General features: G+C 37.7%; 20 protein-coding genes and 1 tRNA gene. 13 read left to right on the top strand and 8 right to left on the bottom strand.

Annotation, left to right across the window (positions count from 1 at the left end; genetic code table 11):
• Nucleotides 1-12: 12 nt before the first annotated feature.
• The 8 genes from rsmG to rpmH form a co-directional block, all read right to left on the bottom strand.
• On the bottom strand, nt 13-729 hold the full coding sequence (gene rsmG, locus DW152_RS12995; RefSeq protein ID WP_117538473.1) for a 16S rRNA (guanine(527)-N(7))-methyltransferase RsmG: 717 nt from the start codon (nt 727-729) through the stop codon (nt 13-15).
• A 143-nt stretch (nt 730-872) separates the two neighbouring features.
• Complete coding sequence (mnmG, locus tag DW152_RS12990; protein WP_118288805.1) at nt 873-2,783, bottom strand: tRNA uridine-5-carboxymethylaminomethyl(34) synthesis enzyme MnmG; 1,911 nt, start codon at nt 2,781-2,783, stop codon at nt 873-875.
• Nucleotides 2,749-4,170, bottom strand: coding sequence for a tRNA uridine-5-carboxymethylaminomethyl(34) synthesis GTPase MnmE (mnmE, locus tag DW152_RS12985; RefSeq protein ID WP_118288804.1), 1,422 nt, complete (start codon nt 4,168-4,170; stop codon nt 2,749-2,751). The genes mnmG and mnmE overlap by 35 nt, the downstream gene beginning before the upstream one ends.
• An 81-nt stretch (nt 4,171-4,251) precedes the next feature.
• The gene (gene jag, locus DW152_RS12980; RefSeq protein ID WP_117538470.1) at nt 4,252-5,100 is read right to left on the bottom strand and encodes an RNA-binding cell elongation regulator Jag/EloR; all 849 of its coding nucleotides are present in this window, start codon (nt 5,098-5,100) and stop codon (nt 4,252-4,254) included.
• A gap of 11 nt (nt 5,101-5,111) precedes the next feature.
• The gene (locus DW152_RS12975; protein WP_021859820.1) at nt 5,112-6,173 is read right to left on the bottom strand and encodes a YidC/Oxa1 family membrane protein insertase; all 1,062 of its coding nucleotides are present in this window, start codon (nt 6,171-6,173) and stop codon (nt 5,112-5,114) included.
• 29 nt (nt 6,174-6,202) lie between these two features.
• On the bottom strand, nt 6,203-6,415 hold the full coding sequence (gene yidD, locus DW152_RS12970) for a membrane protein insertion efficiency factor YidD (RefSeq protein ID WP_021859821.1): 213 nt from the start codon (nt 6,413-6,415) through the stop codon (nt 6,203-6,205).
• Between the two features lie 11 nt (nt 6,416-6,426).
• Complete coding sequence (rnpA, locus tag DW152_RS12965) at nt 6,427-6,762, bottom strand: ribonuclease P protein component (RefSeq protein ID WP_021859822.1); 336 nt, start codon at nt 6,760-6,762, stop codon at nt 6,427-6,429.
• 49 nt (nt 6,763-6,811) lie between these two features.
• Entirely contained in the window at nt 6,812-6,946 is a 135-nt protein-coding gene (gene rpmH / locus DW152_RS12960) for a 50S ribosomal protein L34 (RefSeq protein WP_021859823.1), read from the bottom strand.
• A gap of 407 nt (nt 6,947-7,353) precedes the next feature.
• Here rpmH and dnaA point away from each other — a divergent pair, with 407 nt between their 5' ends.
• From dnaA to DW152_RS12900, 13 genes are all read left to right on the top strand, one after another.
• Entirely contained in the window at nt 7,354-8,748 is a 1,395-nt protein-coding gene (gene dnaA, locus DW152_RS12955) for a chromosomal replication initiator protein DnaA (RefSeq protein WP_021859824.1), read from the top strand.
• A gap of 287 nt (nt 8,749-9,035) precedes the next feature.
• Nucleotides 9,036-10,145, top strand: coding sequence for a DNA polymerase III subunit beta (gene dnaN / locus DW152_RS12950; protein ID WP_021859825.1), 1,110 nt, complete (start codon nt 9,036-9,038; stop codon nt 10,143-10,145).
• An 11-nt stretch (nt 10,146-10,156) separates the two neighbouring features.
• Nucleotides 10,157-10,366 carry an RNA-binding S4 domain-containing protein gene (locus tag DW152_RS12945; protein WP_118288803.1) on the top strand — a complete coding sequence of 70 codons (210 nt, stop codon included), beginning with the start codon at nt 10,157-10,159 and terminating at the stop codon, nt 10,364-10,366.
• Nucleotides 10,356-11,441 (top strand): DNA replication/repair protein RecF, encoded by a 1,086-nt coding sequence (gene recF / locus DW152_RS12940; RefSeq protein WP_117538469.1) that lies wholly within the window; start codon nt 10,356-10,358, stop codon nt 11,439-11,441. Before DW152_RS12945 ends, recF begins: the two co-directional genes overlap by 11 nt.
• A gap of 10 nt (nt 11,442-11,451) precedes the next feature.
• Nucleotides 11,452-13,386, top strand: coding sequence for a DNA topoisomerase (ATP-hydrolyzing) subunit B (gyrB, locus tag DW152_RS12935; protein WP_021859828.1), 1,935 nt, complete (start codon nt 11,452-11,454; stop codon nt 13,384-13,386).
• Nucleotides 13,387-13,402: 16 nt separating this feature from the next.
• A complete protein-coding gene (gyrA, locus tag DW152_RS12930) occupies nt 13,403-15,928 on the top strand; it encodes a DNA gyrase subunit A (RefSeq protein WP_118288802.1) in 2,526 nt (841 codons plus the stop codon).
• 303 nt (nt 15,929-16,231) lie between these two features.
• Nucleotides 16,232-16,678 carry a C-GCAxxG-C-C family protein gene (locus DW152_RS12925; protein ID WP_118288801.1) on the top strand — a complete coding sequence of 149 codons (447 nt, stop codon included), beginning with the start codon at nt 16,232-16,234 and terminating at the stop codon, nt 16,676-16,678.
• Between the two features lie 263 nt (nt 16,679-16,941).
• Entirely contained in the window at nt 16,942-17,391 is a 450-nt protein-coding gene (locus tag DW152_RS12920; RefSeq protein WP_118288800.1) for a DUF2975 domain-containing protein, read from the top strand.
• Between the two features lie 11 nt (nt 17,392-17,402).
• Nucleotides 17,403-17,609, top strand: coding sequence for a helix-turn-helix domain-containing protein (locus tag DW152_RS12915; RefSeq protein WP_117538466.1), 207 nt, complete (start codon nt 17,403-17,405; stop codon nt 17,607-17,609).
• Nucleotides 17,610-17,710: 101 nt separating this feature from the next.
• Nucleotides 17,711-17,902 (top strand): hypothetical protein, encoded by a 192-nt coding sequence (locus DW152_RS13215; protein WP_117538465.1) that lies wholly within the window; start codon nt 17,711-17,713, stop codon nt 17,900-17,902.
• Nucleotides 17,903-17,934: 32 nt separating this feature from the next.
• Complete coding sequence (locus DW152_RS12910; protein ID WP_117538464.1) at nt 17,935-19,434, top strand: DUF4153 domain-containing protein; 1,500 nt, start codon at nt 17,935-17,937, stop codon at nt 19,432-19,434.
• Between the two features lie 152 nt (nt 19,435-19,586).
• Nucleotides 19,587-20,300 (top strand): lysophospholipid acyltransferase family protein, encoded by a 714-nt coding sequence (locus tag DW152_RS12905; protein ID WP_117538463.1) that lies wholly within the window; start codon nt 19,587-19,589, stop codon nt 20,298-20,300.
• 187 nt (nt 20,301-20,487) lie between these two features.
• A tRNA-Ser gene (locus tag DW152_RS12900) sits at nt 20,488-20,575 on the top strand.
• The last annotated feature ends 721 nt before the right edge of the window (nt 20,576-21,296 follow it).

The raw sequence follows: 21,296 nt of genomic DNA, 5'->3' as shown, positions 1-21,296 counted from the left end.
CCTATATTCTTTTTACACCAATGGCTCCTTCGATGGCAATCCTGCTTTTCTTGGATATTTCTTACCGGTATTCTTTACTTTCTTTATTTTCACAAAAGAACGACCGATATCTGTTCCCGGAAGTGCAAATTTTATAACATCACCCAGTGTACCTCCAAGTATACTTACTGCACGTTTCGATTGCTGTAATTCCTCTTCTATCTCACCGGACTTATAGGATATAAAATATCCCCCTACCTTTACATAAGGCAAGCAGTATTCAGATAAAGTAGCAAGATTTGCTACTGCTCTGGACACGCACAGATCATACTGTTCTCTATATATTTCCTGCTTTGCAAAATCTTCAGCTCTTCCATGAATTGTTTCAATATTCTCCAATTCTAATGCTCCAATAACGTCATTCAGAAATTTTATTCTTTTATTTAGTGAGTCCAATAATGTCACTTTAAGGTGTGGAAACACAATTTTTAATGGAATCCCCGGAAATCCTGCTCCTGTCCCTATATCAATTACATTTTTAACTTCTTCTTCATCCAATGCCTTGATCAGAGATACACTATCCACAAAATGCTTTTCTACTACATCGTCATATTCCGTAATTGCAGTGAGATTCATTACTTTATTACGTTCGATCAACATATCATAATAAGTAAGAAATTGCTCTGTTTGCATATCACTTAACTGTATCCCTATTTCTTCCATTTTTTTATTTAATATTTCTTTATGCATATATATTACCTTTACTCTCAACTCTCATATACAATGTTTGAGATATTATCCCAAACTTATGATACATATATTTTTCTTTGGATGTTATTAATGTTATATATATTATATACCATTAAACACTCTTTTAAACAACAGCTACCATGCTACTTATATACCCCTCCAAGGTATATTAACAGAACTGATATGTCTGCCGGAGATACTCCGGAAATTCTGGATGCCTGTCCGATTGATGCTGGTCTGTGTTCTTTCAGCTTCTGAATCGCCTCGATACGCAAACTGTTTACTTTATCATAATCAATATCTTCCGGTATTTTCTTACGTTCCAGCTTCTTAAACTGCTCTACCTGTCGCATCTGTCTTGTAATATATCCAGCATACTTAATGCAAATATTAACCTGCTCTGCTACTTCTTCTGCAAGATTTTTCGGAAAATCCGGTCTTGCATTATCAATCGGCTTTAACATATCATATGTCAGCTCTGGTCTTCGGATCAGTTCCGCAATTGTGGAACCAGAAGAAAGTGGTGTACTTCCACATTCTTTTAATAATGTCTGTACTTTCTCATTTGCGCCGACATTTGCATGTTCTACACGTTCTATTTCGTTTTTAATCAACTCTTCTTTTTTCAGTAAACGCTGATATCTTTCTTCATTGATCAGACCGACTTCGTAACCTTTTTTTGTTAACCTCTGATCTGCATTATCCTGACGAAGCAGTAATCTGTATTCTGCTCTTGATGTCATCATACGATATGGCTCATGACTTTCTTTTGTAACAATATCATCGATCAGCACACCAATATACGCCTCTGAACGGTCCAAAATCATTGGTTCTTTTCCTTGTAACATTCTCGCTGCATTAATACCTGCAACAATTCCCTGTGCCGCTGCTTCTTCATATCCTGAACTTCCATTAAACTGTCCGGCACTGAACAGCCCATGAATATTTTTGAATTCAAGAGACGGTTTTAACTGTCTTCCGTCAATACAATCATATTCAATTGCATATGCATTTCGAACAATTTTTGCATTTTCAAGTCCCGGAACTGATCTGTACATCGCATATTGCACATCTTCTGGCAACGAACTGGACATTCCACCTACATACATCTCATTTGTTCCAAGTCCTTCCGGCTCGATAAATACCTGATGACGATTTTTATCGGCAAATTTTACAACCTTATCTTCAATTGAAGGACAATATCTTGGTCCTGTTCCCTCTATCATTCCCGAATATAGTGGTGAACGATCGAGATTTTCACGAATGATCCGATGAGTCTCTTCATTTGTATAAGTCAGCCAGCAAGATGCCTGATCAATCTGCACATCGTTTGGATTTGTTGTAAATGAAAACGGAACAATTCTCTCATCACCAAACTGCTCTTCCATTTTACTGAAATCAATGGAATTTTTGTCAATTCTCGCCGGTGTTCCCGTTTTAAAACGATACATCTTAATTCCAAGCTCTTTCAGACAATCCGTAAGATAATTTGCTGACTGTAATCCATTTGGTCCTGTACTCATGCTCACATCACCGTAAACACAGCGTGATTTCAAATAAGTTCCTGTACATAAAATAACAGCTTTGCACCGGTAAATCATCCCAGAATACAACTGAACTCCTGTCACTTCATCATTTTCAGTAAGAATATTCACAATCTCGGCCTGCTTAATCTCCAGATTCTCCTGATTTTCCAGAACCTGGCGCATCGTTTTGCTGTATTCATTCTTATCAGCCTGTGCACGCAGTGAATGTACTGCAGGTCCTTTGGATTTGTTTAGCATTTTGGACTGGATAAATGTCTGGTCAATGACTTTCCCCATCTCTCCACCGAGTGCATCCACTTCTTTTACAAGGTGTCCCTTAGAACTTCCTCCAATATTCGGATTGCACGGCATAAGTGCAATACTGTCTACACTGACAGTAAATACAATTGTACGAAAACCAAGTCGTGCACACGCCAGAGCCGCCTCACACCCTGCATGACCGGCCCCGATCACTGCTACATCATATTGATCTTTATTTTCCCATACAGAATTTGCTGAATATTTCATTTACAAGATCCTCTCCTATTGTCTCGCCTGTGATACTGCCGAGTGATTCATATGCATCTAACAGATCAATGGAATAAAAATCTTCCGGCATTCCCATTTCAATACTTTCATTTACCTTCTGAAGTGATCTGTACGCTTCCTGAAGTGCTGTTTTCTGACGAACATTTGTAATATAAATCTCGTCATTAAATGTCAGTTTTCCATCATAGAACATGTCTTTTAAAATCTGCTCAAACTCCGCAATTCCACTCTTCTCTTTCGCAGAAACTTCAATGATCGGATTATGATTTTCTGTCTCACTCGAATTTACAGGCTGTAATTCATTCACTTTATTTTCAATTACTTTTTTCGTAACTATCATATCTAAATCTGACTTATTTAGCAAGATAATTGCCTGTTTTCCCTGTATCATCTTCAGAATCTCGATATCATTTTCATCAAGTTCAGATGACGCGTCAATTACAAATAAAATCAGATCCGCATCTTTTGCATAATTGATTGCTTTATCTACACCAATCTTCTCAACAATGTCTTCTGTATCACGGATTCCTGCAGTATCCATGATATTCAGAGAAATTCCCTGCAAATTGATATGTTCTTCCAGTACATCTCTTGTTGTACCGGCAATATCCGTTACAATTGCTCTGTCTTCCCCAAGAAATGCATTCATAAGCGATGATTTTCCGGCATTCGGTTTTCCCAAAATTACAGTATTCACACCCTCTTTCAGAATTCTTCCATCATCACATGTGTCCAACAGATGTCTGATATCACCGATCAGTTCGTCCACTGTTACTTTCAACTTTTCTCCGTATCCATCCACACTGATATGTTCCGGATCATCTAACGCTGTTTCAATAAATGCAGTATGATAAATAATTTTCTGTCTGATATTTGAAATCTTCTCTTTTACATTTCCTTTCAACTGGCTAACAGAACTTTTCAATGCATATTCATTCTGAGCAGTAATCAGATCTCCTACTGCCTCTGCCTGGGAAAGATCCATTTTTCCATTTAAAAATGCTCTTTTTGTAAATTCACCTGGTTCCGCCGGTCTTGCTCCATATTTGATCACTGTCTCTAGCACTTTTTTCACCACATACACACCGCCATGGCAGTTGATTTCCACAGTATCTTCTCCTGTATAAGTATGTGGACCACGCATCAGCATTACAAGGACTTCATCGATCACCTCGTCACCATCGCATATATAGCCATAATGAATGGTATGTGACATCTGCCCACTAAGCTTTTTATTCTTTTTTCCACGATAAATACGATCTGCAATTTCAACAGAATCTTCTCCTGTCATTCGTACAATACCGATTCCGGAATTACTCATAGCCGTTGAAATAGCAGCAATAGTGGTCTGCTCATTATAATTCATCGAATTCCTCCTAATAACATAAAATTGCATTTTTCGTTATATAAAAAATAGAGGTCATCAAAACCCCTATTTTTTCTTTCTTTATCTTCTTACCAATGTTACTACAACTCTTCTGTACGGTTCTTCACCTTCGCTATGTGTAGATACAGCAGAATCAGACTGAAGAGCAGAATGAATAATTCTTCTTTCATAAGGATTCATCGGCTCAAGAGAAACAGATCTTCTTGTTCTCTTTACTTTGCTTGCAATGTTCTTTGCAAGATTTTCTAATGTCTGTTTTCTTCTTCTTCTGTAATCTTCTGTATCGAGTTTTACTCTGACATAACCATCCTGCATTTTGTTTGCAACTCTGTTTGTAAGATACTGCAGGGAATCCAGTGTCTGTCCACGTTTTCCAATCAGAATACCCATATTCTTTCCGTCCATCGTGATGCTCAGAGCACCTTCTTCATCAATCTCTGCTTTCACTTCAACATCGTTCATATCCATTGCAGCGAGTACATCTTTTACAAATTTCACACATGCTTCTTTTGTTGCATCTTCAACAGGAGCAAGTTCAACTTCTCTCTTCGGAACTTCTTTTTTCACGAATTCCTTCTTTGGAGCCTCTTTTTTGAAATTATCTTTTTTCACATGCTCTTTTTTGTGGAATTCTTTTTTATGAAAATCTTTTTTCTCTTCTTTAAATTCTTTTACTTCTTTTTTAACAGGCTTTTCTTCTACTTCTTCAACAACCGGTTCCTCTACAGGTTCCTCTTGTTTTCTGCGCGCCTTTATTACTGCCTGCTTCATGCCGATTCCAAGAAATCCGGCACTTCCTTTCTCAATTACTTCGTAATCTAAATGATCACTTGTCACACCAAGCTGGATCAATGCTTCTGTAATCGCATCATCCAATGTTTTAGCTGATACAGTAATGTAACCGTCCATAATAGCGCCCCCTATTTGTCCTCATTGAATTTTCTAACCATATTGGCTTTCGCTGCAAGACTTCCTTCTTTTGCATTCGCTGCATTCTTTCTTGCTTTTTCAAGCTTTTTCTCTTTTTCAGCATCAGAAACACCCAGACTTGATTTCTCAGAAATGTTTTTCGTATTCATCTGAGCCATTGCATTGATCTTCTCTGCTTTCTCGCTTCTCTTTGCACGTTTCTTTTCTGCTTTTTCTTTATTCTTTTCTACCAGATCTTCAACAGACATCTTCTGCAGGTGTTTGTTGATAAATACCTGCTGTACACAACGTACTAACGCACTGATGATCCAGTAAATACCGATACCAGTCGGCAATGTAAATACCATGAATACAGAGAACAGAGGCATTGTCATATTCATTGTCTTCATAGTTCCTGCCATCGGATTATCTTTATCCATCTGCTGCTGTCCGGAAATTGCCTGGGACAGTTTCATACTTACATACTGTGTTCCGGCTGAAAGAAGCGGAAGCACGATTGCCGTGATCATGATCACAATTGCCGGCATTCCGTATGATCCACTGTTCTTCAGCATAGCAGCCGGAGATACGGTAAGATCCGGTATTGTGATAAATCTGTTTACTGCAGCCGGAGCTCCTTTGATTGCCGGTACATACTGCTGAATATTATAAATAACCGGATATAATGCAAACAGGAACGGCATCTGGATTAACAGCGGAAGGCATCCTCCCATCATGGAAGTTCCATATTTGTCATATACCTGCTGGATTTCTTCCTGCTGCTTCATCATAGAAGCCTGATCTTTTTTGTTTTTATACTTTTTCTGAATTTTCTGTACTTCCGGGTTGATCACAGCCATCATTTTAGATGATCTCTGCTGATTGATCGTCAATGGAAGCATACAAGTATATACCAGAATCGTATAGATGATAATTGATAATCCTACAAGCCCATTATCTGAGGGCAGAGCCTTATCTAAGAAGTCATAGATAAAACTCATTACTTTACCTAATAGCCAGCATAACTGTCCTACGAGCGGCCAGTTTGCTGCAGTCAGTAAACTTACAGTCATTCGTTCTTCCTCCATCGTAACTACATTTTTTATGGAACTGGATCAACGCCTCCCTTTGAAAATGGATTGCATCTCAATATTCTCCATAACGCAAGTCTTCCGCCTTTCCATGCTCCGTATTTTTCAATTGCTTCTTTTGCATAACAGGAGCAGGTCGGATAATATTTACAGGTCGATGATCCTTTGAGGTTCGATAAATATTTCTGATAGAATCTGATATATGCCAACAGAATTCTTTTCATAACACGCTACCTCATATATATAATTCATGAAGAGTTCCAAGATGGATCAATGCGCTCTCTATTTCTCGATATGTTTTTCCTTTCGCACCGGCTCTAGCAATTACAACCAGATCCCATCCACACTTGAAGTGCTCTTCTTGTAGTCGATAACTCTCTCTAATTAATCTCGTTATTCTATGACGTACTATACTATTTCCAACTTTTTTACTTACAGATATTCCCAATCTGTTTACATCTGAATGATTCTCTCGAATATACATGACCAGATATTTGTTTGCACAGGATTTTCCTTCCTTATATACTAAACGGAAATCCCTGTTTTTTTTTAATGATTCGGAATATTTCATTTTCATTTTCTCCTAATTTTGAGAGAAGAAAAGGCCACATATATGCGGCCTACGCTGATAATTTCTTTCTTCCTTTTGCTCTTCTTGCTGCAAGAACTTTTCTTCCGCCTGCAGTGCTCATTCTTGATCTGAAACCATGAACTTTAGCTCTTTGTCTCTTTTTTGGCTGGAATGTCATTTTCATTGATATCCACCTCCTTATATTTTTAAGGGTTATCCCTCAGTTTTCTATAGACATCATTTTTTATTATATTCATAAAATTCCTTTACGTCAAGCAAAACCTGCGAGTTTATAGACTTTTTCTTTGTATTTTAGTTAATGGGGATAAATATGCCGGTATTCCACATTTTTCACTTCGCCTTATATAAATAGGTAAGAACTTATTTATCATGGAATTATCCACTAAATGTGGAAAACTTTGTGGATTTCAGTGGATAACTTGTGGATTTTAACTTTTTTTTCCACAAATCGAACGCAAATATGCCGTTTTCAATGGGGAAATTAGTTATCCACATTGATTAAACGTTGCCTAATCCCCCATTTTGATGTAAACTATAATAGAGTATATAGAAGATTAGGAGTTTTATAAAATGAACACAGTAGAGGAAAAATGGCCGCAAATAATAGAACATTTGCGCGTGGAACACGAATTATCCAATGTATCATTCTCGACATGGATTAAACCGCTGAAAGTATATGATGTCATCAACAACACTGTATTTATTATGGTAAATATGAATTCAAGTGTTGAATACATTGAAAAAAAATATCTTCTTCCTTTGAAGGTATGCATTGCTGAAATCACAGGAGAAGAATACGAAGTTTCTTTCATATCCGAAGATGATGACCGATTGAATGAAATACAGAATATGGCAGTTGAAGCAAGTCAAAAGAAACGTACGAAGTCCGTAGCCGAAAGAGCCGGGCTGAATCCTAAGTACACTTTTGACACTTTTGTTGTAGGCGGAAATAACAGTTTCGCCCATGCAGTTTCCGTTGCGGTAGCGGAATCGCCGGGACAGGTTTATAATCCTCTATTTCTCTACGGAGGTGTCGGACTGGGAAAGACTCATCTGATGCATTCCATTGCACATTTTATTTTAGATCAGAATCCAAAGAAAAAGATTTTATATGTAACAAGTGAGACATTTACGAATGAACTGATTGAATCATTAAAGAACGGTAAATCATCCGGCAACGAATCTTCTATGACAAAGTTCCGCGAAAAGTACCGGAATATTGATGTACTGTTAATCGATGACATCCAGTTTATTATTGGTAAAGAAAGTACGCAGGAAGAGTTTTTCCATACTTTTAATCATTTACATACTTCCGGAAAGCAGATCATTATCTCCAGTGACCGCCCGCCAAGGGATATCGAGACACTGGAAGCCAGACTGCGCTCCCGTTTTGAGATGGGTATGCTTGCAGATATTTCTTCTCCGGATTATGAGACACGTATGGCAATCCTTCAGAAGAAGATCGAACTGGACAAGCTTGAAAAATACAACATCCCATTAGATGTAATCCAGTACATTGCCACAAATATCAAGACAAATATCCGAGAACTGGAAGGTTCTCTTAATAAACTGATTGCTCTTTACAGACTGAATAATAATGAAGGAACGATTGACATATCTCTCGCTGCCGAAGCATTGAAAGATATTATTTCTTCTGATAATAACCGAGAAGTTACACCGGAACTCATACTGGATATTGTTGCAGAGCACTTCAATATCAGTATTGCTGATCTTAAGAGCAAAAAAAGAAACGCAGAAATTGCCAATCCTCGTCAGGTAGCGATGTATCTGATGCGTACGATGTCTACCAAAGAGCTTTCTTTAAAAGCAATTGGTGCTATTTTTGGTGGAAAGGACCATTCTACTATCAAATACGGTATTGAAAAGGTAGAATCCGAGATGGAGACCGACGAAACACTGGCAAATACTGTCAATATCATTAAGAAGAAAATCAATCCGGCTTAGTTTATGTGAATTATTATGTGGACTGGCTTGGGATAACTTTCATATAATTGTGGATAATTATGGGATTATATGTGGATTTTTAACCAACGCGGTGGATAGAATTTTTTTATCCCAATGCAATCCCCATGAATTCTCATCGAAATCCACAGAGTTTTTAATTCCGGAAACGCCGATAAACAGAGGGCTTGAAGGGTTTTTCCCCTTTTCCACACCCCCTAAGGCGACGGATACGGAAGCATTTCATAGACATAATATATATTGCGCACCGCGAAAGGAGTTTTACACACATGAAAATTGTTTGCACGAAAAGTAATCTTGTAAAAGGGGTTAGCATTGTTTCAAAAGCGGTACCTTCAAAAACAACAATGTCAATCCTTGAATGTGTATTGATCGATGCTACAACAGATATTATCCGTCTGACTGCCAACGATATGGAACTTGGTATCCAGACAGACATAGAAGGTGAGATCATCGAAAGAGGTATGATCGCTATTGACGCGAAGTTTTTCTCCGAAATCGTAAGAAAACTTCCAGACAGTGATGTCATTATCGAAACAGACGAATCTTTACAAACTACGATTGTCTGCGAGAAAGCAAAATTCAATATTTCCGGTAAACCGGGCGATGAATTTTCTTATCTTCCAATCATCGAAAAAGACGAATCGATTGAAGTATCACAGTTTACGCTGAAAGAAGTAATCAGACAGACTATTTTCTCTATTGCTGATTCTGACAGTAATAAACTGATGACAGGAGAACTTTTTGAGATTAAGAATAATATGCTTCGGGTTGTATCTCTGGATGGGCACCGTATCTCCATCCGTAAGATTGCTCTGGATGCAGATGTTACAGACAAGAAACTTGTTGTTCCAGGTAAGACACTGATCGAGATCAGTAAGATTTTATCCGGAGAAGCTGAAAGCAAAGTAAATATTTCTTACACAAGCAATCACATTGTATTTGAGTTTGATAATACAGTTGTTGTATCCAGACTTCTGGAGGGAGAATATTTTAAAATTGATCAGATGCTATCCAGCGATTATGATACTAAGGTCAGAATTAACAAAAAAGAATTGTTAAACTGTATTGACCGTGCTACTCTTCTCGTCAAAGAAGGTGATAAGAAGCCAATTATCATCAATATTGGTGATGAGATCATGGAACTGAAGATCAAATCACAGATTGGCTCCATGAATGAAGAGATTATGATCAACAAAGAAGGTAAGGATCTGTTGATCGGATTCAATCCGAAGTTTCTGATTGATGCATTAAGAGTTATTGATGACGAGGAAGTAACACTTTATCTGATGAATGCGAAAGCTCCGTGCTTCATCAAGGATGACAATGAGACTTATATTTACCTGATTCTTCCGGTAAACTTTAATGCGGCTGGTTAAGAGGTGAAAAGATGGAAGTTATAAGACTGAGAGATGAATATATTAAACTCGGACAGGCACTGAAAGCTGCCGGTCTTGTTGAGTCCGGAGTGGAAGCAAAGGAAGTAATCACAGAAGGACTCGTAACAGTAAATGGAGAAACAGATACCAGACGCGGCAGAAAATTATATGCCGGGGATATGGTATTATTTGGTGGAGAAGAGATAAGAATTGAAGATTGAGTCTTTAAAGCTTAAAAATTTCAGAAATTATGAGCTGTTATCTCTTGAATTTGACAAAGCAACAAACATCTTTTACGGTGATAATGCCCAGGGAAAGACGAATATCTTAGAGGCTGTCTATCTTTCAGGAACAACAAAATCCCACAGAGGAGCCAAAGACAAGGATCTGATTCGTTTTGAACAGAATGAGTCCCACATTGAGACAGTTGTAGAGAAGAACGGCATTAATTATCAGATCGACATGCATCTGAAGAAGAACAGTCCAAAAGGAATTGCGATCAATAAGATGCCGATCAGAAAAGCCAGTGAATTATTCGGAATTGTCAATATTGTATTTTTCTCGCCGGAAGATCTGAATATTATTAAAAATGGTCCCGGAGAGAGAAGAAGGTTTGTGGATCTGGAACTTTCTCAGCTGGATAAAGTATATCTGAGCAATCTTGCAAATTATAACAGAATTGTGAATCAGCGGAATCATCTGCTGAAAGAGGCGGCATACAACAGTGATGTACTGAAAACACTGGATATTTGGGATATGCAGCTTGTTCATTATGGCAATCTGATCATTCAGAGAAGGCAGGAATTTGTAGAACAGATGAATGAGATCATTTCCGGAATCCATAACAAACTGACCGGAGGAAAAGAATCCATCCGGATTTTATATGAGCCAAGCAATAGCTATCTGACGCTGGAGCAGGCGCTGAACAAGAACAAAGAAAAAGATTTGCGTATCAGAAGCACATCTGTAGGTCCGCACCGGGATGATATTGCATTTATGATCGGCGATATCGATATTCGTAAATATGGTTCCCAGGGACAGCAACGGACTGCGGCATTGTCCCTCAAATTATCAGAAATAGAGCTGGTAAAACAGTCGATTCATGATACGCCGGTTCTTTTACTGGATGATGTATTGTCTGAACTTGACAAACACAGGCAAAACTATTTACTGGATAGTATTCATGATATACAGACGCTCATTACCTGTACGGGGATGGATGAGTTTGTAAATCATCGATTTTCTATAAATAAAGTATTCCATGTCCAGAGCGGACAGGTAAAGAAAGAAAACTAGGAGGAATAGAATGAGTACAGAAAAAGTACAGCACGAATATGGTGCAGATGAAATCCAGATACTGGAAGGGCTTGAAGCTGTCAGAAAGCGTCCCGGAATGTATATCGGAAGTACATCATCGAGAGGTTTACATCATCTCGTATACGAGATTGTAGACAATGCCGTAGATGAGGCACTTGCAGGATTCTGTGACACGATTTTTGTGAGCATTAATAAAGATAATTCGATTACCGTTGTAGATAATGGACGTGGAATCCCTGTCGGAATCAATCATAAAGCGGGTCTTCCTGCAGTTGAAGTTGTATTTACCGTGCTGCATGCCGGTGGTAAATTCGGCGGTGGAGGATACAAAGTATCCGGTGGGCTTCATGGTGTAGGAGCCTCTGTCGTAAATGCGCTTTCCAACTGGCTGGAAGTTGAAATCTGTAAAGAAGGCAAGGTTTATAAACAGCGCTATGAGAAAGGAAAAGTCGTTCAGAAGCTGGAAGTGATCGGTTCCTGTGCTCCGGAAAAGACGGGAACAAAGGTTACATTTTTACCGGATGATACGATTTTTGAAGAGACTGTTTTCGAGTATGATATTTTAAAACAGCGTTTCCGCGAGATGGCATTTTTAACAGCCGGACTGAAGATTGTATTAAGAGATGAACGTCCGGAAGAAGAAACGATAGAACGGACATTCCACTACGAAGGTGGTATCCGCGAATTTGTAAAATATCTGAATAAGAGCAAGACTCCGCTGTATGAAGATATCATTTACTGCGAAGGAAATGTCAACAATGTATCTGTGGAAGTTGCAATGCAGCACAATGATTCTTACAGCGATAATACGTATGGATTTGTAAATAACATTACGACTCCGGAAGGAGGAACCCATGTAGTTGGTTTCCGTAATGCGCTTACAAAGACATTTAATGATTATGCAAGAAAGAATAAATTACTAAAAGACAGCGAGCCGAATCTGTCCGGCGAAGATATCCGTGAAGGACTGACTGCAATCATCAGTGTAAAAATTGAAGATCCACAGTTTGAAGGACAGACAAAGCAGAAATTAGGTAACAGTGAAGCAAGAGGTGCCGTTGACAGTGTTGTAAGCAAACAGCTTGAGATTTATCTGGAGCAGAATCCATCTGTGGCAAAGATGACAGTCGAGAAATCTGTGATGGCGCAGCGTGCAAGAGAAGCAGCAAGAAAAGCAAGAGATCTTACGAGAAGAAAATCTGCTTTAGACGGTATGTCGCTTCCCGGTAAACTGGCTGACTGTTCTGACAAAGATCCGAAAAACTGTGAGATATATATCGTAGAGGGAGACTCTGCCGGCGGTTCTGCGAAGACAGCGAGAGACCGTGCGACACAGGCAATCCTTCCACTGCGTGGTAAGATTCTGAATGTTGAGAAAGCAAGACTGGATAAGATTTATGGCAATGCCGAGATCAAGGCAATGATCACTGCATTTGGTACAGGTATCCATGATGATTTTGATATTTCAAAATTGCGTTATCACAAGATCATCATCATGACAGATGCCGATGTCGACGGTGCACATATCAGTACACTGCTTCTGACATTCCTGTATCGTTTTATGCCGGATCTGATCAAAGAAGGATATGTATATCTGGCGCAGCCGCCGCTTTATAAGCTGGAGAAGAACAAAAAAGTATGGTACGCATACAGCGATGAAGAATTAGACAGTATCCTGCAGGAAGTTGGACGAGACGGAAACAACAAGATTCAGCGTTACAAAGGTCTTGGAGAGATGGATGCAGAACAGCTCTGGGATACAACAATGGATCCGCAGCACAGAATACTTCTGAAAGTTAAGATGGATGAAGAGACAACAAGTGAACTGGATCTGACATTTACAACCTTGATGGGAGATAAAGTAGAGCCAAGACGTGAGTTTATCGAAGAAAATGCACAATACGTGAAGAATTTGGACGTGTAGGAAAGGAAAAGGATAAATGGAAGATAATATTTTTGACAAAGTCCATGAAGTGGATTTGAAAAAAACAATGGAAACATCTTACATTGACTATGCGATGAGCGTTATTGCTTCACGTGCACTTCCGGATGTAAGAGACGGTCTGAAACCGGTACAGAGAAGAATTTTATACTCTATGATCGAGCTGAACAACGGTCCGGATAAACCACACAGAAAATGTGCCCGTATCGTTGGTGATACCATGGGTAAATATCACCCGCACGGTGACAGTTCTATTTACGGAGCACTCGTTAATATGGCACAGGAGTGGTCTACCAGATATCCACTCGTAGACGGTCATGGAAACTTTGGTTCTGTAGACGGTGACGGTGCAGCCGCCATGCGATACACAGAGGCAAGATTAAGTAAGATTTCCATGGAACTGACAGCAGATATCAACAAGAATACCGTTGATTTTGCGCCGAACTTTGATGAGACAGAGAAGGAGCCGACAGTACTTCCGGCAAGATTTCCGAATCTTCTGGTAAATGGTACTTCCGGTATTGCGGTAGGTATGGCAACAAATATTCCGCCGCATAACCTGAAAGAAGTCATCAATGCAGTTGTTCAGATCATTGATGATCAGATCGAAGACAGAGAAGAGACAACGATTGAAGAGATCCTGAAAATCATCAAAGGACCGGATTTCCCGACAGGCGGTATGATCCTTGGAACAAGAGGAATCGAGGAAGCGTATCGTACCGGCCGTGGCAAGATCCGTGTCAGAGCAATCACAGATATTGAAGCTATGCCAAATGGCAAGAGCCGTATTATTGTAACGGAACTTCCGTTTATGGTAAATAAAGCGAGATTGATTGAGAAAATAGCAGAGATGGTCAGAGATAAGAGAATCGATGGAATTACAGATCTGAGTGACCAGTCCAGCCGTGAAGGAATGAGAATTGTCATTGAACTCAGAAGAGATGTCAATGCAAATGTCATCCTGAATCAGTTATACAAACATACACAGTTACAGGATACTTTTGGTGTGATCATGCTGGCACTTGTCGGCAACCAGCCAAAAGTCATGAATCTTCTTGAGATGTTAAATCACTATCTGAATCATCAGGAAGAAGTAGTGACAAGACGTACACAGTATGAGTTAAACAAAGCAGAAGAAAGAGCACATATTTTAAAAGGACTGCTGATCGCACTTGATAATATCGATGAAGTAATCAATATCATCCGAGGTTCGCAGAATGTCCAGATCGCCAAAGCAGAGTTGATTGAACGGTTCGGACTTTCCGAAGTACAGGCACAGGCAATCGTAGATATGCGTCTGCGTGCGCTGACAGGTCTGGAAAGAGAGAAGATTGAAGCTGAATACAAAGAACTGATGGAGCAGATCAGCAGATTAAAAGCAATCCTTGCTGACAGAAAGTTACTTCTTGGCGTGATCAAAGAAGAGATTCTTGTTATCCGTGATAAATACGGTGATGAGAGAAGAACATCCATCGGATTTGATGAGTTTGATATTTCCATGGAAGATCTGATTCCAAGAGAAGATGTTGTTATTACAATGACCAAATTAGGATATATCAAGAGAATGTCCAATGATACATTCAAAGCACAGAACCGTGGTGGCAAAGGTATCAAGGGAATGCAGACACTGGATGAAGATTATGTAGAAGAACTGTTTATGACGCATACACATCATTACATCATGTTCTTTACAAATACCGGAAGAGTTTACCGTCTGAAAGGCTATGAAATCCCGGAAGCTTCCCGTACTTCAAGAGGAACTGCGATCATCAATCTGCTGCAGTTGATGCCGGGTGAGAAGATCAGTGCTGTCATTCCGATTGAGGAGTACAGAGAAGGTGAGTATCTGTTCATGGCTACGAAGAAAGGTCTTGTTAAGAAGACGCCTATTACAGATTATGCAAATGTAAGAAAGACAGGTCTTGCAGCAATCACTCTTCGTGAAGAAGATGAATTGATTGAAGTAAAATACACAGACAATAATCAGGATATCCTGCTTGTTACCAAGTATGGTCAGTGTATCCGTTTCAAAGAAACAGATGTCCGTTCTACCGGAAGAACATCTATGGGAGTACGCGGAATGAATCTTTCTGACAGAGATGAAGTCATCGGTATGCAGTTAGATTCCCAGGGAAGTGAGCTTCTGTTTGTATCTGAAAAAGGTATGGGAAAACGTACTGACATGGATGAATTTACACCACAGAACCGTGGCGGTAAAGGTGTGAAATGCTATAAGATCACAGAAAAGACAGGTAACGTAGTTGGCGTAAAAGCTGTCAACGAAGAAGATGAGATCATGATCATCAATACGGAAGGAATTATCATCCGTATGAAGTGTGAAGGAATTTCCGTACTTGGAAGAATTACATCCGGAGTGAAGCTCATCAATCTTAAAGATAAAGACATCGTTGCAAGTATTGCGAAAGTAAGAAAAGGCGACGAGGACGATTCTGAGGAGGAGCAGGAGAGCACTTCCGAATCTGAAGAAGCAGATGTAACAGAAAACGATACATCTGAAGAATAGAAATATTATATTGATTAAGTAAATAGAAAAACTGACGTATCTGCAGAAAGAATCTCAGGAAGATCTGAAGTACGTCAGTTTTATTTATTTTATTATGACTGCTGTCATATTCTGCAAAAATCCTCTGGAATCCGGATTCCACTACAGTGTTGTTATGGGACTTCGCCTCTTAATATTCCCTGATTGTCAATAGTACATAAAATCTGTGAAAATAGAGTGAAAGGAAGAGAACATTTTATTTTCGTAGAATTTTTATCAATAATGATGTAAGATAAAAAGAGGAAAATAAAGGAGGTCGTTATTATGACTACGGATATTAATATGGAGCAATTACAGAAGGATGCAGTAGAGATTTTCAATCAGGGGTTCGCCTGTTCAGAATCGCTGATCTATGCTATCCGCAAGAATTTTGATCTGGATATGTCGGATGATGCAATTGCGATGAGCTCAGGATTTCCATGGGGACTTGGAGGAGGCGGCTGTATATGCGGAGCGCTTGCCGGAGCAACAATGATGATTGGGTATTTCTTTGGACGTACCACACCGGGAGATCCAAAGATCAACAAATGTTTTGCCCTGACAAATGAATTACATGATTTCTTCAAAGAATATTGCGGAGCAACCTGTTGTCGTGTACTTACAAAAGGAAAAGAGAAAAATTCTCCGGAACGTAAGGCACAGTGTACAGACTTTGTAGCAGCAACTGTAAAGAAAACAGCAGAAATTATTCTGCGAGAACTGGAAGCATAGATTCTGGAAAGATTAAAGTTACACTTTTTAGCAAAGATAAATTTAAGAAGCGAGTATAAAAAAGGCTTACCTGCAGAGGTAGGTCTTTTTTGTTGAATATAAAAATATAAAAATATAAAAATATAAAAAGCTATTTACCCAAAATCCACCCTTTAAATATCGAAAAAAGATAAAAAAATATTGAAAAACAATAAAGACATATTGAAAAACAATAAACAATATGCTATTTTATAGAAAATAAAATAAGAAGGAGCAATCTAATTATGAATACAAAGACAGTTAAATTTACAAAACATATTCTGGATGTAATGTTTGTAAGTGGAATTATTGTAATTCTGACATTGCCAATCAGTTTACGATATCTTGCAAAGTTCAAGATTGAGGTATTTATGAATCAGTATATACCAATGCTTATTATTTTCGGAATATCAGGAATCCTTGGAGTGACGATCATATATGAACTCCGCAGAATGATGAAAACCGTAATGGAAGAAGAGTGTTTTGTAACCGCTAATGTAACGAACCTCAGACATATGGCAAGATTAAGTTTTGGAATTACAATTTTATGGATTATAAAACTATTTTTCAATCCGACACCGGCGGCACTTGTAATTATAATCGTTTTCTTTATCGCAGCTCTGTTCAGTCAGGTACTTGCATGTGTATTCAATCAGGCAATCGCATACAAAGAAGAAAATGATTTTACGATTTAGGGGGTGTCACAATGGGAATTAAAGTACATTTGGATGTAATGATGGCACAAAAAGGAATCGGACTCGTTGAACTGGCGAATAAAATTGAAATTACGCCGGCAAATCTGTCAATTTTGAAAAATAACAAGGCAAAGGCAATTCGTTTTACAACATTAGAAGCTATCTGCAGAGAGCTCGACTGCCAGCCAGGAGATATTATCGAGTATACGAAGGAGTAATATGCGAAAGAAATTAATTTCGGCCATTTTAATTGTAATATTCTTTTTTGCTGTTCTATTGGGTATTTATCAAACAAATTACAATAGCATTATTAAGACATATGGCGGAGAAGTATCAGAAAGTTTCCCAGAGAAGATTCCATGTGCCAAAAACAAAAGTAAAGTGGACATATAGTTTTGTAAAATGTAGTGGAACACAAGAAAAAGAATACGAATGGAATCATGGTTATGTATGTGGATGGGCAGCCAATGATGAAATTCATACAATTGTATATTTTTACGAAAATTGGTAATTAAGATTGTGGATATTGAAGGAGCGTTTAATATGGATCGATATATTGAAAAAATAAAAGAAGAATATCCGTTTTTTGCAGCATTAAGTTTATTATATGGAATTATTTTCACAGTATCATTGTATGAAAATATTTCCGGAATCACATTTCCAATATGCATCGGAATCACAATTATTTTTATAAAAATTTTTTTAAAGAAACTGGGTCTGAAATTAAAAAAGGATTCCTGGATATACATAACAGGAATGTTGCTTTTAGGAATATCAACTGCATGTACAACATCGTACTTTTTTATATTTTTCAACTGGGTAGGAACAGCAATTTTATTAACCGTATTTATGCTGCATCAGTTTTATGATGATACAAGCTGGAATTTCGGCGGCTATCTGAAACGAATCATTTTACTTGGAATTGGAATGATCGAAAGTACGCCAGCCCTGTATGTTGGAGGAGTAAGATATCTAACAAGAGATCACACCGGAGAAGATAAAGCAAAAAAGAAAAATATGTTGATTGCAGTTTTAGTTGGAATAGTAATTGCAGCATTGTTGCTTCTCATCATATTTCCGGTGCTGTTCAGTTCGGATGCAATATTTGCAGGGATATTTGGGAATGTATTAAAGCATATAAAAATAGGCAGGGTACCTGGATATATCGTTTTATTTATAGCAGGTGTACATTTATGCTACACATTTTTCTATACAGCAAGCAAGAAAAATTTTGCGGAAACGGATAAAGAAAAGAAGAAAAATGGAAATGCAGTAATTGCGATCACATTCACAGGAATCATCAGCGCAATTTATGTATTATATTGTATAATACAGATTTTTTATCTATTCATCGGAGTGCAAAAAGGTCTTCCGGCAAATACAACCTATGCGGAATATGCAAGAGGCGGCTTCTGGCAGTTATTGTTTGTCAGTGCACTTAATTTTATAATTGTTATATTATGCCTTTATATATTCAAAGAAAATAAAATTTTAAATATTATACTAACCATAGTCTGCAGTTGTACATTTATAATGATCATTTCAGCGGCATACCGGATGTTACTTTATATCGGAGTTTATCATCTTACATTTTTAAGAATACTTGTATTATGGTCATTGTTGGTACTTGGACTTGTTATGTGTGGCGTCGTGATTTCGATATATAAAAGAAACTTTCCAATGTTTCGTTATACAATGGTGATTGCATTTGGATTATATATTTTTTTGTCATTCAGCCAACCGGACTGGATGATTTCAAAATATAACATTGCTCATATACAGGCAGAAAATAAAAAACTGAAATTTAATGATATAGCAGAGCTGACAGATATGTGGTCAGAAGATGCTGCTCCTGTATTAGCAGATCTGAAATCGGAAGATCTGGACAGTGAAGACAGAGATAATGTAAAAGATGTACTGGCGGAATATTTCCGGGAAGTGAAAAAAGACCAAAGTGATCTAAATTTAAGAAATTGGAATTTAGGAAGGTATAAAGCGAAAAAAGCAGTAGAAAACTTCCAAAAGGGGACGGGGATTTTTTAGAAAATCCCCGTCCCCTTTTGGACATGCACCTGGCACTTTAAAAAAAATCCCCGTCCCCTTTTTACTAACTTTACATTTTATCCACAAAACATTATACTAAAATAGATAATATTCCCCAACAGTGGGGAAACGAATAAGGAGAGGAGTTTACAATGAAAAGGATCATAATGATGGTATTTCGGAATCTGTTTCTAGTTCCTTATATGTGGATAAGATTGTGCTATCATGCATCACATGTGGATAAATACAAAGAAGAACAACATTACGAGTTACTAAAGTATATTACTCACAGAGCAAATAAAGGTGGAAACGTTACGATTGATGCATACGGTGTGGAAAATATTCCGGATGAAAATGGATTTATGTTCTTTCCGAATCATCAGGGGCTTTATGATGTATTGGCTATTCTGGATGTATGCCCGAAGCCATTTTCAGTTGTAGCTAAGAAGGAAATTGCGAACATTCAGTTTTTGAAACAAGTATTTGCCTGTATGAAAGCATATATGATAGATCGAGATGACATTAAGCAATCACTTCAGGTAATTATCAATGTAACAAATGAAGTAAAAAAGGGAAGAAACTATTTAATTTTCCCAGAAGGAACAAGATCTAAAAATGGAAATGAGCTTCTGGAGTTTAAAGGTGGAAGCTTTAAAGCTGCTACAAAAGCGAAATGTCCAATCATTCCGGTAGCTTTAATAGATTCATTTAAACCATTTGACACAAATACTACAAGTCAGGTAACAGTTCAGGTACATTTTCTGAAACCTCTTTATTATGAAGATTATAAAGATATGAATACAAAAGAAATAGCAGCGCTAGTCAGAGAAAGAATTCAGAGTACAATTAGAGAAGCTGGATTTTAAATAGAAATAGTGCAACGTAAAGAAACTTGTTTTTCTACGAAGTGAAGAAAAAGAGTAGAAGTTGGTTTTACAAATGGGAAAGTAAAAAGGGCTTATTTAGTTTCACAATGACATAATTGAGAAAAAATAAAAAAATGGAAATACTATATTGACAATAAATATAAACTCTAGTATAATAATGCGTGCTGGAGAAATACTCAAGAGGCTGAAGAGGCGCCCCTGCTAAGGGTGTAGGTCGGGTGACCGGCGCGAGGGTTCAAATCCCTCTTTCTCCGTAAGAAAATCGCAATTCATTGAATTGCGATTTTTTGTTATGCGATGAGGAAAATACGCCATGCTTTTATGACAGCATTTGTCGACCGCTAATCAGCGAATAAAACTCGCAAAGTGTTTTCTATGGAAACAGGAAAAAACATATATGTAGATTCATTCTGCGCCATCTAATCAGAATAAGATTTTTAAAGTATATCTCATATGAAGTTGATTTGCACTAGAATTTAGAATTATTAATGTCAGGTTTACCGGTTTTATTATTTAACAGAGAAAGCATCATTAATTGTAATGGCAAATAAAATGAAAGCTATAGAAAATATAATATTATATGTATTATTATAAATAATCGAATGCAAAAAATTGTGTTACAAAAATATAATGTGAAAAGATATATAAAATAAGAAGTAAGAATGTAGAGTGTACAGTTATGATATGGGAATATAAAGACCTATATATAGTATAAAAGCATTAAATTAATACTTTGTGCAGCATTAGAAAAGAAAATGTAAAAAAGTGTAAAAAAAATTACTAAAACTATTGACATGTAATTGCGTAAATGGTATTATATCTAAGCTGACTCGCAAGAACAACGGTTCAAACGAATAGCAAAATAAATTTAAAAAGTTGTTGACAAACGCTTGAAGATGTGATAATCTAATATAGCTGTCGATGAGACAACAGATAAGAACCTTGATAATTAAACAATAGACAACAACCCTGAAA

The organism is Dorea sp. AM13-35 (genome assembly GCF_003473885.1).
GTDB lineage: Bacteria > Bacillota > Clostridia > Lachnospirales > Lachnospiraceae > Dorea_D > Dorea_D hominis.
This window is presented reverse-complemented; position numbering and strand designations above follow the sequence as displayed.

What these genes read in the sequence shown, in the direction of transcription:
- DW152_RS12925 (WP_118288801.1), top strand. Translation starts at nt 16,232, where the DNA reads ATGACTACGGATATTAATATGGAGCAATTACAGAAGGATGCAGTAGAG.
- dnaN (WP_021859825.1), top strand. Translation starts at nt 9,036, where the DNA reads ATGAAAATTGTTTGCACGAAAAGTAATCTTGTAAAAGGGGTTAGCATT.
- DW152_RS13215 (WP_117538465.1), top strand. Translation starts at nt 17,711, where the DNA reads ATGGCGGAGAAGTATCAGAAAGTTTCCCAGAGAAGATTCCATGTGCCA.
- mnmE (WP_118288804.1), bottom strand. Translation starts at nt 4,170, where the DNA reads ATGAATTATAATGAGCAGACCACTATTGCTGCTATTTCAACGGCTATG.
- DW152_RS12945 (WP_118288803.1), top strand. Translation starts at nt 10,157, where the DNA reads ATGGAAGTTATAAGACTGAGAGATGAATATATTAAACTCGGACAGGCA.
- DW152_RS12975 (WP_021859820.1), bottom strand. Translation starts at nt 6,173, where the DNA reads ATGACTGTAAGTTTACTGACTGCAGCAAACTGGCCGCTCGTAGGACAG.
- jag (WP_117538470.1), bottom strand. Translation starts at nt 5,100, where the DNA reads ATGGACGGTTACATTACTGTATCAGCTAAAACATTGGATGATGCGATT.
- dnaA (WP_021859824.1), top strand. Translation starts at nt 7,354, where the DNA reads ATGAACACAGTAGAGGAAAAATGGCCGCAAATAATAGAACATTTGCGC.
- rpmH (WP_021859823.1), bottom strand. Translation starts at nt 6,946, where the DNA reads ATGAAAATGACATTCCAGCCAAAAAAGAGACAAAGAGCTAAAGTTCAT.
- gyrB (WP_021859828.1), top strand. Translation starts at nt 11,452, where the DNA reads ATGAGTACAGAAAAAGTACAGCACGAATATGGTGCAGATGAAATCCAG.
- mnmG (WP_118288805.1), bottom strand. Translation starts at nt 2,783, where the DNA reads ATGAAATATTCAGCAAATTCTGTATGGGAAAATAAAGATCAATATGAT.
- DW152_RS12905 (WP_117538463.1), top strand. Translation starts at nt 19,587, where the DNA reads ATGAAAAGGATCATAATGATGGTATTTCGGAATCTGTTTCTAGTTCCT.
- DW152_RS12915 (WP_117538466.1), top strand. Translation starts at nt 17,403, where the DNA reads ATGGGAATTAAAGTACATTTGGATGTAATGATGGCACAAAAAGGAATC.
- rnpA (WP_021859822.1), bottom strand. Translation starts at nt 6,762, where the DNA reads ATGAAATATTCCGAATCATTAAAAAAAAACAGGGATTTCCGTTTAGTA.
- DW152_RS12920 (WP_118288800.1), top strand. Translation starts at nt 16,942, where the DNA reads ATGAATACAAAGACAGTTAAATTTACAAAACATATTCTGGATGTAATG.
- gyrA (WP_118288802.1), top strand. Translation starts at nt 13,403, where the DNA reads ATGGAAGATAATATTTTTGACAAAGTCCATGAAGTGGATTTGAAAAAA.
- rsmG (WP_117538473.1), bottom strand. Translation starts at nt 729, where the DNA reads ATGCATAAAGAAATATTAAATAAAAAAATGGAAGAAATAGGGATACAG.
- yidD (WP_021859821.1), bottom strand. Translation starts at nt 6,415, where the DNA reads ATGAAAAGAATTCTGTTGGCATATATCAGATTCTATCAGAAATATTTA.
- DW152_RS12910 (WP_117538464.1), top strand. Translation starts at nt 17,935, where the DNA reads ATGGATCGATATATTGAAAAAATAAAAGAAGAATATCCGTTTTTTGCA.